This window comes from Microcystis flos-aquae FACHB-1344 (genome assembly GCF_014698375.1).
In the GTDB taxonomy this organism is placed as follows: domain Bacteria; phylum Cyanobacteriota; class Cyanobacteriia; order Cyanobacteriales; family Microcystaceae; genus Microcystis; species Microcystis aeruginosa.
Map to the genome: position 1 here is coordinate 32,565 of NZ_JACJSW010000180.1, position 15,444 is coordinate 48,008.

A 15,444-nucleotide genomic window follows, 5' to 3' on the forward strand; every position below is an offset into this window, starting at 1 on the left:
GCTTTTTAACTTCTATTGAGAAGCTAGAATGTATGGTTCAAGAAACTGGGTAAATTGGGACAGTAAACCAAACCTAGAAGAGAAAGAGTAGAAGTATTTATAACTTCATAGGTTTGGCAATAATTTATTACACGGCTTTTATGCCTTTTCTGGCATTAGTAAACGCCTGCTTGTTTTAATATTTTGACATCGGGATCATCAAAACTAGCTAAAGCCGCAAAACTAGCTAAAGCCGTCACATTTCCCCCAGAGGATGGAATAAAGGTTCCTGTGGCTGGATTATATACGAGGGATTTTTCAGTGACAGAGCCTCCAAACGTCACGATTGTTGCATTTCCATTTACTTGTGTAATAACAGTTCCAGATGTATAGGAGGCTTGTAGCCAAACATAAACAGTCGTTAGGGGTGTAAAAGTAGCATTTAATGCTGCGGGAACGACTGCCGCATTAAGCGGTGATGGGTTAATCCCGCTGCCATTAATAGATGCTTTTTGTTGTAAGCCAAAAGTTAAGGCTGGATACTGAGTATTTGGCATATTGTTGACAACTTTATATGACCCACTCGGAGGCGCACCTGAACCTGTAAATGGTCCTTGAAATGTTGCAGTAGAGTCAAAAGAATAATAAGCGGCATCATTAGCAGGAAAATCTGTTTCACTTAACCGCGTAATCACTGCACCATTTTGTATGACTTGGTTGGGGGAGGCATAAATGCTATATTGCTCTTCCCATTCAACTTTATTTCCTTGAAAGGGATCGAAGACTAGCCAAGTTACATTAGGACTTGATCCACCCACAGGTTTTGCTATCGTGATTTTTAGTTGTGCGGCCTTGAGAATCTTTAAGCTATCAGAATCAATCGCAAGATCAAGTGTATAGTTAGGCATGGTTTTCTCCTTATTTTGGATTTGAGTTAATTTGATTTTTTAGAAACAATTTTAGACTTCTAAGTTGAATTAATGATCAATCAACTTCCGTCTTTTGTCTCTACACCGCTAAAACACTCTCAAAAATCCATTTCTGAATTTTTTAGATTAGCCATAATGCTATAAGCAAAATGTCTTGTCTTTTGAGTTAAAAGTGATTTCTTCAATCACCTTTGATACCAGAATAAGTTTTATTTTGAGTAATGGCAATCTCTAAAATTAATACTTTTCTAATAGGTTTTTTTGAGCAGAATATTAGATTTATATTAGATTTATATTAGATTTATATTAGATTCAAAGGGTCACTTTATGGTATGACTCCCTCATCCCTGAAAGCAGAACTAATGAATTAATCTGGCGACTAAAATCATCAAAACCCTTTTAGACTCTGACTTGTAGCGGTTTTAGGGGATGAAAAGAAGGCAGCAAAAAAGCGATCGCAATCCTTGAAAACAGACAGCGATCGCCTTCTTCCTTGAATAAAGAGATGCTATGATTAGATGATGAGTATTACTGTTTAAACAAGTATCATTCTCATGGCACAATCAATTTACGAAGGAACTTGGGAAGAAATTGCCGCCTATGCTTCTGAACTAAAAGGGCGAAGAGTTAGGCTAACTGTACTTGATTCTGTATCAGACGAAGAAAAGATACCCTCTAGTAACTCCCTCGCTGAAGTCCTTAAGGGAAAAGTGGGTATCATTGAAGGGGTTTCCCCAGACCTTTCTACCCACACAGGAGAAAAATTTGCCGATTTAATGCAGGAAAAACAGCTAAAAAGAGGGGACTTGTCTTGATTTTGTGTGATGCTTCTGCGCTTATTGCCTTACTAAGTCGAAGCGACAATAACCATCAACGCTGTGTTGCTGTTTTACCCTTTTTACAACCTCCTCTGATGACCACATGGCCATGCTTTGTCGAAGGGATGTATTTACTGGGAAGGGATGTGGGTTGGCTCGGACAAAAGGCTTTATGGAGTTATTTAGAAAATCAAGATTTATCATTATATTCTTTTGAATCATCAGACATTCAAAGAATGCGTTTCTTGATGGAACAATATCGAGATGTACCAATGGATTTAGCAGATGCTTCCTTAGTAGCGGCAGCAGAAGCTCTTAATCAAAGGCTGATTTTTACTTTAGATACAGATTTCTATATCTACCGATTTCAAGGCAAGCTATCTTTTGAAGTTATTCCTTAACCTAAAATTAATAAAGAGGTTTGTTGATTGGGTTATCTGGCTCATCCTGAGAATATCCATGGATTAAGATATTCGTATTGAGAAAAATCCTATCGGACATTAGCATCTTCTACACAAATATACTTACCTTCCCACTCAGAGGAATATTCAGGGGGAATGACAACTGTACCATGATGGAGAATCGTCTTAAATTCAATTGCTTCCATTCGTTAAGCTTTATAAAGTGTCATATCAAGTTTAACCCAATCAATTGATTGGTAGCGTTTTCAGAGAATGAAAAGAAAGCATAAAAAAGCGATCGCAATTCTTGAAAACAGACAGCGATCGCCTTCTTCCTTGAATAAAGAGATGCTATTATTGGATGATGAGTATAACCTTCCAATTAGTTCTGGCTTTACTTTCCCGTGGGCAAGTCAAAATATCAGCCCATGGCTACGATGAACTAGCAAATGACGGTATTCTGGTAAGGGATGTGATAACGGGTATTAGAGAAGCTGTCATTCTCGAAGATTACCCGGAATATCCTCAAGGGCGTTGTGTGCTAGTCTTACAGAAAGATAGTCAGGGTAAACCCGTTCATGTGGTTTGGGGTATAGCCAAGAATACCGAATCGCCTGCTGTTCTAGTCACTGCCTATAGACCTGATCCAGCACGTTGGTCAAGTGATTTTACAAGGAGAAAACCATGACAAAAAAGCCTCACATTAAACTCATCCACATTGGAGAGTACATGGCTGAAGTGGAAGTAGAACTGATTGAGACTCCCGAAGGATGGTCGCCCTATTTATCATTAGAAGACGCTCAAAAATTAGATGATGTCCGAGAAGCCCTTCGTCAAGGTGATCTACAAAAAGCTTCCAATTTAGCACATCTTTACAAAATTACCCCTCTTACCGTTTAACTAAACTTTGACAAGAAAAAATTAAAAAGCGATCGCAATCCTTGAAAACAGACAGCGATCGCCTAACTTTTAACTATCACAAGCAACATTATTGGAGGGCTGATAATTCTTCCCGAAGAATACGGCGTAAATCGGACTGAGTGAGCGATCGCTCAGAAGGAGATTGGATATATTGTTTTAAAGCCTCATTAATTAGGGTTTGATAACCCATTCCTGCGGTTTCAGCCTGTTCTCGAAAATAAGCTAGAATCTCATCATCTAGATAAATGGTAATGCGTGTTTTTCCCTGAGAGGAAATGAGCGCCCCTCGTTTTCCTTTAGAAAAATCATATTCCTTTCTCATAAGTTTTTCTCTCTTGTTTTGTAGCACGACGAGCAGAAATCAAGCGAATGACTTCACCCCGCAAAGTATCACACGGATCGCCTTACCTTCCCACTTAGAGGAATATTCAGGGGGAATGACAACTGTGCCATGATGAAGAATCATTTTAAATTCAATCGCTTCCATTCGTTAAGTTTAATAAAGTGTTGTATCAAGTTTAACCCAATCAATCCATGGAGTTTTAGGGGATGAAAAAAAAGCAGCAAAAAAGGGATCGCTTTTTCCCAATCAAATATAATTTAGGTAGAAAATTGCCGAAAAATCGCTATGCTCAACGGGTACAAAATTATTGATGCTGATTCCCATGTCATTGAACCCCCCGCAATGTGGGGACAATACCTAGAACCTAAATTTAGGGAATTTGCTCCTTCTGCTGACATGAAAATCAAAGGAGAACCGATTAGTCAAAAAATCTCCCCACAAGTCCAAGCAGAAGGGAATAAGCAGATGATGCAAGCTCATCCCCATGCTTATCTCAACCGCTATAACCCAGAGTCCCATGTTCAATCTATGACACAAATGGGCATAGATGTGGCTTTTATTTATCCTAATTACGGACTGTGGTTATTTGCCATTGATAGCCTACCTGCTGAAGTGATGGGGGCTTTTGTCCGTGCCTACAATACATGGTTATATGAAGAATTTTGTAGCTATGACCCCGCTAGACTGAAAGGAGTCGCTGCAGTCAATCAACATGATCCCGAAGATATGGTCAAAGAGCTACACCGCATGGCAAACTTGGGCTGGAAGGCGGTTTTTTTGCGCCCTAACCCCGTTAAAGGTAGAATTTTGAGCGATCCAGCCTATGAACCCTTTTGGGCGGCCTGCGAGGATTTGGACATGGCTGTAGGAATTCATGAAGGCACTCATAGCCGCTTACCCACCACTGGTGCAGAGCGGTTTAATAGTCGGTTTGCGCTTCATGCTTGTTCTCACCCGATGGAACAAATGATGGCACTATTAGCCTTAATTGAAGGGGGGGTTTTAGAACGTCATCCTCAGCTAAGAATCGGATTTTTAGAGTCGGGCTGCGGTTGGTTTCCCTATTGGTTATGAAAGCTTGACGAAGAATACAAAAATTTATAGTATGATATAAAGAATAAGATTAGGTTGAACTTAATCCAAGTATTTTCCCTATCAATCTCAGATTATTAAGATATTATGACTGAAAACCCCAATAATTATAGTTCTAACTTGCCTTCTGGTTGTCCCTTGATCCCAGAATCAATCATGACTGCGAATAGATGTGAACACACGGAGCTTAACTTAGAGATTGAAGGGCAATTACCAGAAGACTTGCAGGGTCATTTTTTTATGGTCGCACCAGTAGGAACGGTTGATTCTGGGGGTACCCCTTTTCCCGATGGCGACTCATTGTTGAATGGCGACGGTATGATTTACCGACTCGATTTTGATTGCCCCGGTGAAGCAAAGATAACAACACGATTAGCTAAGCCCCCTGATTATTATGCAGACAAGGCAACCTTCTTGAAAAGCCAATACCAAAAGTATAGATTTCGCAATCATGGAATTGTCCGCTTTTCTTGCGCACTTGGCTTTCGTAATGAGCTAAATACAGCTTTTCTAGTTATGCCATCAGGAAAGGAAGATGTCCTAGATCGTTTATTAGTGACCTATGATGGAGGCCGTCCCTACGAATTAGATACAGAAACCCTTGAAGTTGTTACACCTGTTGGCTGGAATCAAGAGTGGCGGGCCGAAATGAACAAACCACAATTTCCTTTCAAGACGATTTTGAGTACCGCCCATCCTGCTTTTGATAGTAATACGGGTGAAATGTTTACTGTAAATTATGGCAGAGCTATTATAAATCTGCTAAAGAGGCTCCCTTTTGCCATTGAATTAGATGAACTCCCCAAAGACATTTACCAATTAATGAGGGCAATCATTGGTTTTTCTAATGCTAATATCTTGCGACATATTTTCCAGTTGAATATTATGTTGTCTCAAGGTATTTTGCAACAGGCACTAAATGTAATTAAATATTTGCTTGGGGAAGATATTGAGAATTTTGTCTATCTGCTTCGCTGGGATGGGACAGGTAACTTAGAGCGTTGGAAGTTAAGACTTCCCGATGGTTCACCAGTAAAAATTGAACAAACCATCCATCAAATTGGAATCAGCAAAGATTATGTGATTTTAATGGACACAGCCTTTATTGTCGGTTTAGAGCAGTTAATAAACAATCCAATACCAGAGAATAAACAACTCGAAGAATTAATCAGAAACTTACTCGAAAGCCCGAATCGACCGGATTCATATATTTATATTGTACGTCGTAGGGATCTCATCTCAGGACAGTACCCGATTGATTCTGACAAGGAAGTGACTGTCATCGCTAAAAAACTCGTCATTCCTTTACCAGCCGCTCACTTTTTGGTTGATTACGAAAATCCTGATGGAAAGATTACGCTTCATGTTGCTCACATTGCTTCTTGGGATGTGGCTGAGTGGATTCGTAAATATGACTTATCGGCTTACCCACCCTATCATCCAATCGCCAAGCGGGTTTATTCTATGGAACCCAATGAGATGGATATTAGCCGTTTGGGACGCTATGTAATTGATGGAAACCGAGGAGAAGTCATTCAATCAAATGTTATCTACTCATCTCCCTATACTTGGGGAACGGGTTTATACGCTTACCGAGATCGATTATCATCAGGAAGGCAACCCAAACGACTTGATGATATTTATTGGATTTCCTTTGGACTTTGGCAGGAAACGATGACAAAGTTTCTCTATGATTTATATAAAGATGCCCCCTACCGAGCAGTGCCTTTGGAGGATTTACTGAATTTAGCGAAACAAGGCGTTCCATCTTCCCTGTTTCGATTACATACCCCAGATGATTTCCTGAAGATTGCCGATTCTTATCAGTTTCCTAGGGGATATATTGGTGGTTCTCCTCAGTTCATTCCTCGCCGTGCAAGCGAAGAAAATTCTACAGAGGGTTACATCATTTGTAGTGTTTTTACCCCTCCTAGTAGCGAATTTTGGATTTTTGATGGGGTGGATATGGCCAAAGGTCCTTTGACTAAGCTAAGACATCAGGATCTAAATTTTGGTTATAGTTTGCACACGGCTTGGCTTCCTAAAATTGGTCGCCGTCAAGTGAGTTACAATATCCCTGTCAAATCGGATTTTCAGCAGTTGGTAAACGACAGTTCCCCCGATATTCAAAAACTTTTTGAAGATGAAATATATCCCTTCTTTCCATCAGATAATGGACATTTAGTGTAGGAGATAAGGATTCGATGTTCGCTCTTCCTAACTATGAGATTAATCACAAGATTCACGAAGGGGTTAAAAGCGTCGTTTATCGGGGTAAATCTTGTCAGAAAGAACAACCCGTAATCATCAAAGTTCTCAAAGCTGAATATCCCTCCATAGAAGAGATCGTTTGTTGGAGACAGGAGCATGAAATTATTCAAAATTTAAACTATGATGGGGTAGTTAAATCCTATAGTTTGGTTAACTATCGTCATGTTTTTGCCCTAATTCTCGAAGATTTTGGTGGTCAATCTTTAGCTGAATTTTTAACAACCCAACACCTTTCTATTTCTCAGTTTTTAACCATTGCTATCTCCTTAGCAGACATCTTAATTAAGATTCACCAAGTTCCCATTATTCATAAAGACATTAAACCCAGTAATATCCTCATCAACCAAGAAACAAAACAGGTTAAACTGACTGATTTTAGCATTGCTTCTAACCTAACATTTGAGCGGCAAACTATTACCAATCCTCGCTTTTTACAAGGAACACTGGCTTATATGTCCCCAGAACAAACGGGACGAATGAATCGCCGGATTGACTATCGCAGTGATTTTTATTCTTTGGGAGTGACCTTTTATGAAATGCTCACAGGAATGTTGCCCTTTAGATCTCAGGATTTGATGGAGTTAGTTCATTGTCATATTGCGAAACAACCTCCTCCTTTAGAACAATTCTCAGTTCCGCCGATGATTTCTAACATTGTTAGAAAACTAATGGCAAAAAATGCAGAAGAGCGTTATCAAAGTGCTGCTGGACTCAAATTTGATTTGGAAACTTGTTTATGTCAACTAGAAAAACAGAGCCGGCTTAAGATTTTTGCTTTGGGAGAACGGGATTATCCCAATCAATTGCTGATTCCTCAAAAACTCTATGGAAGAAGTCAAGAAATAGTGAGATTACTAGAAGCATTCAAACGAGTAGCACACCCAAAAGTAGTAGGAGTAGAAAAAGTTGAATCTGCCATCGAAATAATGTTAGTCTCTGGTTATTCAGGAATTGGTAAGACATCCATTGTTAATGAAGTTCAAAAAGCAATTGTTGAAGCAAGAGGATATTTTATTAGGGGAAAATTTGAGCAGTTAAAACGCAATATTCCTTATCTAGCTCTGATTCAAGCATTTCAAGAATTGATTCGCCAGTTATTAACTGAAAATCAGAGGGAAATTGAAGGTTGGAAAGACCATATTATCAGGGCTATTACGCCAAATGCTCAAATTATTATCGATGTCATTCCTGAAGTTGAATTAATCATTGGTAAACAGCCAGAAGTTCCTCAATTAAACTCTCTAGAAGCTGAAAATCGTTTTAATCAAGTTTTTAAAGAGTTCATCAAGGTTTTTTGTACTCCTAATCATCCTTTGGTAATTTTTCTTGATGATTTACAATGGATAGATTCGGCATCCCTAAAATTATTGCAACTTATAGTGACCGATAAAAGAGGCAAATATTTGTTTTTTATTGGTGCTTATCGAGATAACGAGGTTAGTTCAACTCATCCCTTAACCTTGATGCTAGAGAAACTAAAAACTACCCATTTAGTGATCAATCATCTTGAAATTCAACCCTTATCTTATGACAATGTTCGACAATTAATTGAGGAAACTTTTAACGGTAAGGTTAATAGGGATGAGCTTAAAGATTTAGCCGAATTAATTTTTTATAAAACCCAAGGCAATCCTTTCTTTATCTCTCAGTTTCTTAAAACTTTATACAGTGAAAATTTAATAACCTATCAAGTCAATATAGATCGTTGGATTTGGTCTAGTGAGGCTATACAATCTGTCGGTATTACTGATTATAATGTTGTGGAATTAATTGCTAGAAATATTGGTAAACTTCCTGAAAAAACGCAACAACTAATCAAATTAGCTGCTTGTATTGGCAACTCTTTTAGTTTAGATTTATTGGCATTTGTTCAACAAAAATCTATCTCCGCTACAGCGAAAGAATTAGCGATAGCTCTTCAACAAGGATTTATTTTACCTCAGTCAGAAGACTATAAACTTCCTTTATTGTTTGATCAGATAGAATACCAACAGTTAAATTTAGAAAATGTAGAGATTAAATACAAATTTTTACACGATAGAGTACAGCAAGCAGCCTATTCACTTATTCCCGAATCAGAACGAAAAGCAAATCACTTGCAAATTGGTCAATTTCTTCTCAAAAAGACAACTCCTCAAGCTCAAGAAAACAAATTATTTGACATAGTTAATCAACTCAATTTTGGGATTGATTTATTAAAGGATACCTCAGATAAAGAACAGTTGTGTCAATTAAATTTAAGGGCGGGAAAGAAAGCTAAATCGGCTAATGCTTACCAAGCTTCAGTCAATTATTTACATTTTGCTTGTCAGCTTTTATTATTAGATAGTTGGCAAAAGCAATATGAGCTTACCTTTAATATTTATCTTGAATTAGTAGAAGCTCACTATCTGAATACTAATCTAGAAACGGCTGATAATCTCTGTGATTTTGCTTTACTGCACGTCCGAAGTCCTTTAGAACAAGTTAAATTTTACGAAATAAAGATTAAAATAAACTTGGCTAGAGGCGCAATAGATTTAGCTCTAAATAACGGACAAAAAGCTTTAGAAATTTTAGGCATATCTTTAGTGGAATCACCACCACAAGCGTTAAACATTGAAAAATTAGCCAGATTAGGAGTGATGAAAGAACCTAATAAGTTGATGGCAATGAAGATTTTTAGTCTTATTTATGCTCCTGCTTGTTTTGCCGAAAGTTCTATAGCATTACCAATTCTCTATACTGAGATTACCCTATCCCAGCAGTATGGCAATTCACCCCCAGTCGTTTATGCTTATGCTGTTTATGGAATTATTGTCTCTTGGCTCATGTTAGATATTGATTTAGCTTATCAACTTGGACAATTATCTTTACGGGTTTTAGAGAAATTAAATGCCAAGGATTTTTGGTCGAAAGCTTATGTCTCAATTTCCATTAATATAACCTATAAAAAACATCATATTAAACAAACGCTTGAACCCCTTAAGAAATCTATACAAAATGCTCTGGAAGTTGGCGATCTTGAATTTGCTTGCCATGGGGCTAATTTCTACTGCGATCACTTATTATTTGTAGGGAATAACTTAGAATTCGTTCACAATCAGCAAAAACAATATATTGATTTTATTGCTCAATATCAGCAAGAACATCCCTTAAATTTAATCAAAATATGCGCCCAATTTGTTGAAATTTTAGTAAATGAATCAGTCGTCAAAAACTTGACGGGTACTATGCTCGACGAGGAAAAGTCTTTAAGGCAGTTACTCCAAGTTAACAATCGAATTTCTGTCTTTAATATTTATTTTTATAAAGCTTGGCTTTGTTACTTGTTTAAAGATTATCCTCAAGCAATAGAAAACACTAGGATCGCCCTTGAATATTCAGGTTTTGTGAAATCAGAAATTATTTTTACAGAACATAATTTTTATTATTCTTTGGCATTACTAGCTCAATATCCATCCCTCGACCAAAAAAATAAAAAACAATATCTTAAACAAGTCCAAGAAAATCAGAAACTGATGAAATGTTGGCAGGATCATGCCCCGATGAATTTTCAGCATAAATACAATTTAATACAGGCAGAAATAGCTCGTGTTTTGAGAAAAACTTTGACAGCAATGAAATATTATGATAGTGCTATAGCAGGAGCAAAGAAATATGAATTTATTCATGAAGAGGCTTTAGCTTATGAACGTGCCTCTGAATTTTATTTTACTTTAGGTAGAGAAGAAATTGGTAAATTATATTTAAGAAATGCCTATCATTGTTACATTCGTTGGGGTGCAAAGGTCAAAGTTAAACAATTAGAAGAAGAATACCCTCAATATTTATTAGACATCAGCAATCAAAACAAATCTAAAGGACTGAGTACCACCATTTCAACTACTGGTAATGATGGAGCAGTTCTTGATTTAACGACTATTCTCAAAGCTTCGCAAGCAATTTCTGGAGAAATTAAACTGGAAAATCTCCTAACAAATTTAATGAAAATTGTCATTGAAAATGCAGGAGCTCAGAAAGGTTGTCTGATTTTAGAACAGGAAGGAAATTGGGTCATTGAAGCTCAAGGAACAATTGCTCAAGAAACGGTTAATATCTTACAGCCAATTCCCATAGAATCTATCGACCATGATACTTCAATTCCCATTCTACCCACTAGCATTATTAATTATGTCGCTCGGACAAAAGAAACTATCGTTTTAAATGATGCCACTTCATCAGGTCAATTTACCAATGATTATTATATTGTGGCTAAAAAAACTAAATCCATTCTTTGTACTCCTTTACTCAATCAAGGTCAATTAAAAGGAATTGTTTATTTAGAAAATAATTTAACAACCAGCGCATTTACCTCAGAAAGAGTTGAACTATTAAATATTCTAGCAGCTCAAGCTGCTATCTCTATTGATAACTCAAGACTCTATCAAACCTTAGAACAAAGAGTAGAAGAACGGACAAAAGAACTCACAAATACTTTAGAGGTACTGAAAGCAACTCAAGCAGAACTTATCTTTGAAAATGACCTGCTTAAAAGTGCTGAACAACCTCCCAAATTTGTCTATCAAGTGGGGGGCAGTTTACCGATGGATGCACCGAATTATGTGGTTCGACAAGCTGATCGCAATCTTTATAAAGCTCTCAAACAAGGTCTATTTTGCTATGTTTTAAATGCACGTCAAATGGGAAAATCTAGCTTAATGGTACGGATGATGAGCCAATTACAAAAGGAGGGAATTAGATGTGCAGTAATTGACTTAACTCGGCTAGGAACAGACAATATTACCCCCGAACAATGGTATAAAGGATTAGCCGTTGATCTGCTCCGCAGTTTTGGATTAATCAAAGAATTGAAAACTTTTAAAGCTTGGTGGAGTGAACAATTAGACCTGCCTCCTGTACAACGATTAGGACAATTTATGGAAGAGTTTCTTCTAGTTAATGACGATTTTAATCAGCGGCAATCTAGACAATCGACTGTTATATTTATTGATGAAATTGATAGCATTTTAGGGTTAAAATTTGATGTCTCTGACTTTTTTGCTTTAATTCGTTCTTTTTATAACCAGAGAGCGATTCAACCTCAATTTCAAGAGCTAACTTTTGCCTTTTTTGGTGCTACCACACCTTCAGCTTTAATTACTGACCCCCAGAAAACACCTTTTAATATTGGTAACGCTATTGAATTAGCAAGTTTTAAAGAACACGAAGCTCAACCTTTATTATATGGGTTAACAGAAAAAGTCAGTAATCTTCAGACCATGCTCAAACAAGTCTTAAGCTGGACGGGAGGGCAACCTTTCTTAACTCAAAAACTCTGTCAACTGATGCGGGATAGTGAGCAACCAATCCCCTCTAATCAAGAAGAACAATGGTTGGCCAACTTAGTAGCAGAAAAAATTATTCAAGATTGGGAGATGCAGGATCAACCCGAACATTTAAAAACCATTCAAGATCGCCTTCTTCAAAGTCCAAACCGACCCCAGTTATTAACCTTGTATCGACAAATCCTCCATCAAGAAGCAATACAGATTGATAACAATCCCTATTTACCTGAGTTATTTTTATCTGGATTAGTGGTAAAGCGTCACGGGAAAATGGACGTTCATAATCGGATTTATCAGACGATATTTAATAATGATTGGCTTGAGCGATCGCTGTCTTAATACCATGGTTCAAAAATTTATTTATACTGAACCAGTATATTGACTTATAAAGTACTTTTGATACAACTGACAACTGACAATTGCTTTATTTTCTCTGAGTTTAATTAAACCCATACTATTAAGTTTATAAGCAATAATTGGATCGACTATCATTGGTTGATTCCCTTGACAAATCTGTTGAAAAACAGCGGCAAGTTCGGGTTGTTTTTGTAAAGTGACCCAGTGCAGCTGTAAATGAGAGGAATAAATTCCCGTTGATGTAGTTGCTGATTTGATTAAATCTGGCATCGTGATTTGCTCTTGGCTAAGATGATAAATCGCTAAATGAATCAAGGCAGGATGTCCTCCCACTAAGTCGATCAACTGTTGAATTTCGTTGGTTGCTAATTCATTTAATTGATATTTTTTTGCCAATTCTGCCACTTGTTCTTGACCAAAACCCTGTAACTCTATGGGTAATCCCACATTAAAAGGAGACTGTTCTAATCGCAGAGAAACATAAGATTCTGTGGATTGAACAATAATTAAACGTAATTTCTGCCACAGGGGAGATCGCTTAGATTCTTCATAACAAGCTCTGATTAAAGGTAAAAAATCTTCTGCTACTTTCGGATGTTCAAAGACTCGATGCACTTCGTCTAAAGCCAATACCAGTGGCTGTTTTATCTCTCGTAAAATATACTCTTCAAAATAAATTGTCCAACTCATTTTAATTCCTATATCTTCATCCCAATAATCATCTAATTTGGCTTCTAAATTCAACTGCCGAGCGCAATTACGGCAGATCCAGCGTAAGAACTTGTTAAAATTTGCTATGATGTCTTGGTCTGCTTTTTGTAAATCTAAACTAACAATTTGATAACCGAATTGCTGTTGACAAGCCTCTAAAATTGTTAATAATAAAGACGTTTTCCCCCATTTTTTGGGAGCTTTAATGCGTACTAACGCCCCAGATTGTCCGATTTCCTCGATAATTTTTGCTTCAAGTTTTGTTCGTTTTAGATAATAATAAGAATTATAGGGAACAGGAGCATCTGGGTATTCTGGACGCTCATTTTGGAGATATTCCTGACCGCAATACTGAAGCGATGTGGAGTTGGTAAAATGAGATTGTAGTCTAGATAAAAAATTTTTCTTATTGATCGGTTCTCCGATCAGTTGCGAGACTCTATCATAGAGTCCTGGGGCAACTACATTGGCAAGATAGCTGCTACTATAACCGTTTTCTTGGGCAATTTCTTGATAGTTCTTTTTCTGCCAAAGTCCTCGCAATAATAATTGTTCTGTGTCATTGAGACAGCGATTCTCAAGCTTGAGCAGTTGCCGATTAAGAATCTCTTGGATTTCCTCGAATTTCATTATTTTTGTCTAAGGTAAGAAGATTTGATGGAATAGATTATTTGATTTTTCAGTTCCGTTGCAGCCAGAAACCCTGAATCTTGACATAACAGCACCGATTCAAAATAGAATTGGTATATTTGACAAACAAGCTGACGAGAACCAGTAACCGACAAAATTGTGCGATGGCAACCCTGAGAGGGATTAAATTCCCCTCTTGCTAGGAAATTATAGCATTTCTTGTCAAGGTCAATTACACGGCGAGCAATTATCTCTTGATGATTTCTATCAAAACCCCTGAGTCTTCAGCGTCTAACTCCTCGATAATCCTATTAACAATTAGTTCGGAAAAATCCTCACAGGAGTTGACTAGACAGGGTTTTAGCAATCAGATGTACTGCATTTCAACTGCCTATTGAGAATTTTAGTACAGTGGCTGCTCCCAATCTTCGCGACAACGGTGAACAGTTACTGTTCATCCCTCAATACACTTGCTCCCAGAGCTTCTAGGGTTTCTTGCAGCATTTCAGCGCGAGATACATTACCCTGATTTTTCAATAATTGTAGGCCTTTTTGCCAAATCTCTATCGCCTCATTATAACTACCGAAAGCTATATAAGCAACCCCTAGATTTTGGTAAATAGTGGGATTATCCGGGTTTAACTTGAGAGCTTTTTTATAAGCTTTAATCGATTCTGGTAGCCGGTGCAGTTGTTTGAGAACCAGTCCTAAATTATAGTAACCATCGGCATAGCTAGGATCAATTTCTACGGTTTTCTCAAAGATAGATAAGGCCGTTTCGTATTTTTCTGCTTCGTATAATAACCCACCTAAATTATTATAAGCACCCAGTTTTAATTTATCTAAAATTGGCTGCTTAATCGCTTTAATAAAATTATCGGCTGATTGCTTAAATTCCTCTACTGAATAATAATAATTAGCGAGATGATAATACAACTCGTATAAAATATGCGGATTAGAGCCATGGCATTTTAAACCGTGTTTGAGCAGCTTAAAACCCTCTTTATCCCTGCCAATCTTCAGATATAACCCTCCCAATTTACTACACACATAGGGATCGTGGGGATGTTGCTGATAAAAACCCTCCATCGCTTTTCTTGCCCGTTCAAACTTATCTAAGCTGGCTATTTTATCCACGGTGTAACCGTAGTGAAAGATAGCAATTTCTGGCAGTTCAACTATTTTCCAATTAGGCTCTTTTTTTAATAAAATAGCCACATTATCATCAATAATTGAGTGATAGGGACGGGTAAAAGTGACCTGAGGATGTCGGCGAAATAGCCGCGAAATTAGAGAATAAGGTGATTGTATGGCTCCGATTTCATGGCGGATTAAATTAATCACTAAATTTTCCTCTTTTTCCATTGCCCGACGCATTTTCGGTACGATAGCGGCATTTAATTCCTCATCAGCATCAAGGACTAAAATCCAATCGCCAGTAACATATTTTAAAGCCTCATTTCTGGCATCGGAAAAATTACCCCGCCAATCGTAGCTAGGAACTATGGCACCGTAACTTTGAGCAATAGCAATCGTATCATCGGTCGAACCCGTATCCATAACGATCATCTCATCCACCACCCCTTTAACGCTATCCAAACAGCGCCGGAGATTTTCGGCTTCATTTTTGACAATCATGCAGAGACTAAGTTTAGGCATAACTTTACTCACTCTAGCGGTCAATCT

10 protein-coding genes and 1 pseudogene are annotated in these 15,444 nt (G+C 37.5%); 7 read left to right on the forward strand and 4 right to left on the reverse strand.

Going from position 1 to position 15,444, the window contains the following annotated elements:
* Positions 1-155 precede the first annotated feature (155 nt).
* Positions 156-887: a hypothetical protein gene (locus tag H6G48_RS17505; protein WP_149986002.1), complete on the reverse strand. Its 732-nt coding sequence runs from the start codon at positions 885-887 to the stop codon at positions 156-158.
* A gap of 575 nt (positions 888-1,462) precedes the next feature.
* On the opposite strand from H6G48_RS17505, the gene H6G48_RS17510 reads away from it, so the two are divergent.
* From H6G48_RS17510 to H6G48_RS17530, 4 genes are all read left to right on the forward strand, one after another.
* A complete protein-coding gene (locus H6G48_RS17510; RefSeq protein WP_002766683.1) occupies positions 1,463-1,723 on the forward strand; it encodes a hypothetical protein in 261 nt (86 codons plus the stop codon).
* Positions 1,724-1,725: 2 nt separating this feature from the next.
* Positions 1,726-2,127 (forward strand): type II toxin-antitoxin system VapC family toxin, encoded by a 402-nt coding sequence (locus tag H6G48_RS17515; RefSeq protein ID WP_223211792.1) that lies wholly within the window; start codon positions 1,726-1,728, stop codon positions 2,125-2,127.
* Positions 2,128-2,488: 361 nt separating this feature from the next.
* Positions 2,489-2,815, forward strand: a complete 327-nt coding sequence (locus H6G48_RS17525) for a DUF4258 domain-containing protein (protein WP_199328840.1) — start codon at positions 2,489-2,491, stop codon at positions 2,813-2,815.
* Positions 2,812-3,027 carry a hypothetical protein gene (locus H6G48_RS17530; RefSeq protein ID WP_002757627.1) on the forward strand — a complete coding sequence of 72 codons (216 nt, stop codon included), beginning with the start codon at positions 2,812-2,814 and terminating at the stop codon, positions 3,025-3,027. The genes H6G48_RS17525 and H6G48_RS17530 overlap by 4 nt, the downstream gene beginning before the upstream one ends.
* A gap of 88 nt (positions 3,028-3,115) precedes the next feature.
* Here the strand turns inward: H6G48_RS17530 and H6G48_RS17535 are convergent, their stop codons facing one another.
* Positions 3,116-3,370, reverse strand: a complete 255-nt coding sequence (locus H6G48_RS17535) for a BrnA antitoxin family protein (RefSeq protein ID WP_002738362.1) — start codon at positions 3,368-3,370, stop codon at positions 3,116-3,118.
* A gap of 306 nt (positions 3,371-3,676) precedes the next feature.
* Between H6G48_RS17535 and H6G48_RS17540 the strand changes: the two are divergent.
* The 3 genes and pseudogenes from H6G48_RS17540 to H6G48_RS17550 all read left to right on the forward strand — a co-directional run.
* A pseudogene (locus H6G48_RS17540) lies at positions 3,677-4,462 on the forward strand (amidohydrolase family protein); the annotation flags it as partial.
* Positions 4,463-4,570: 108 nt separating this feature from the next.
* Positions 4,571-6,673: a carotenoid oxygenase family protein gene (locus H6G48_RS17545; RefSeq protein ID WP_190722669.1), complete on the forward strand. Its 2,103-nt coding sequence runs from the start codon at positions 4,571-4,573 to the stop codon at positions 6,671-6,673.
* Positions 6,674-6,687: 14 nt separating this feature from the next.
* Positions 6,688-12,399: an AAA family ATPase gene (locus H6G48_RS17550; RefSeq protein ID WP_190722670.1), complete on the forward strand. Its 5,712-nt coding sequence runs from the start codon at positions 6,688-6,690 to the stop codon at positions 12,397-12,399.
* A 21-nt stretch (positions 12,400-12,420) separates the two neighbouring features.
* Here H6G48_RS17550 and H6G48_RS17555 read toward each other — a convergent pair whose 3' ends face one another.
* Entirely contained in the window at positions 12,421-13,758 is a 1,338-nt protein-coding gene (locus H6G48_RS17555) for an AAA-like domain-containing protein (RefSeq protein WP_190722671.1), read from the reverse strand.
* 447 nt (positions 13,759-14,205) lie between these two features.
* Complete coding sequence (locus H6G48_RS17560) at positions 14,206-15,417, reverse strand: glycosyltransferase (RefSeq protein ID WP_190722672.1); 1,212 nt, start codon at positions 15,415-15,417, stop codon at positions 14,206-14,208.
* Positions 15,418-15,444: the final 27 nt, after the last annotated feature.

What these genes read in the sequence shown, in the direction of transcription:
- H6G48_RS17505 (WP_149986002.1), bottom strand. Translation starts at nt 887, where the DNA reads ATGCCTAACTATACACTTGATCTTGCGATTGATTCTGATAGCTTAAAG.
- H6G48_RS17510 (WP_002766683.1), top strand. Translation starts at nt 1,463, where the DNA reads ATGGCACAATCAATTTACGAAGGAACTTGGGAAGAAATTGCCGCCTAT.
- H6G48_RS17525 (WP_199328840.1), top strand. Translation starts at nt 2,489, where the DNA reads ATGATGAGTATAACCTTCCAATTAGTTCTGGCTTTACTTTCCCGTGGG.
- H6G48_RS17530 (WP_002757627.1), top strand. Translation starts at nt 2,812, where the DNA reads ATGACAAAAAAGCCTCACATTAAACTCATCCACATTGGAGAGTACATG.
- H6G48_RS17535 (WP_002738362.1), bottom strand. Translation starts at nt 3,370, where the DNA reads ATGAGAAAGGAATATGATTTTTCTAAAGGAAAACGAGGGGCGCTCATT.
- H6G48_RS17545 (WP_190722669.1), top strand. Translation starts at nt 4,571, where the DNA reads ATGACTGAAAACCCCAATAATTATAGTTCTAACTTGCCTTCTGGTTGT.
- H6G48_RS17550 (WP_190722670.1), top strand. Translation starts at nt 6,688, where the DNA reads ATGTTCGCTCTTCCTAACTATGAGATTAATCACAAGATTCACGAAGGG.
- H6G48_RS17555 (WP_190722671.1), bottom strand. Translation starts at nt 13,758, where the DNA reads ATGAAATTCGAGGAAATCCAAGAGATTCTTAATCGGCAACTGCTCAAG.
- H6G48_RS17560 (WP_190722672.1), bottom strand. Translation starts at nt 15,417, where the DNA reads ATGCCTAAACTTAGTCTCTGCATGATTGTCAAAAATGAAGCCGAAAAT.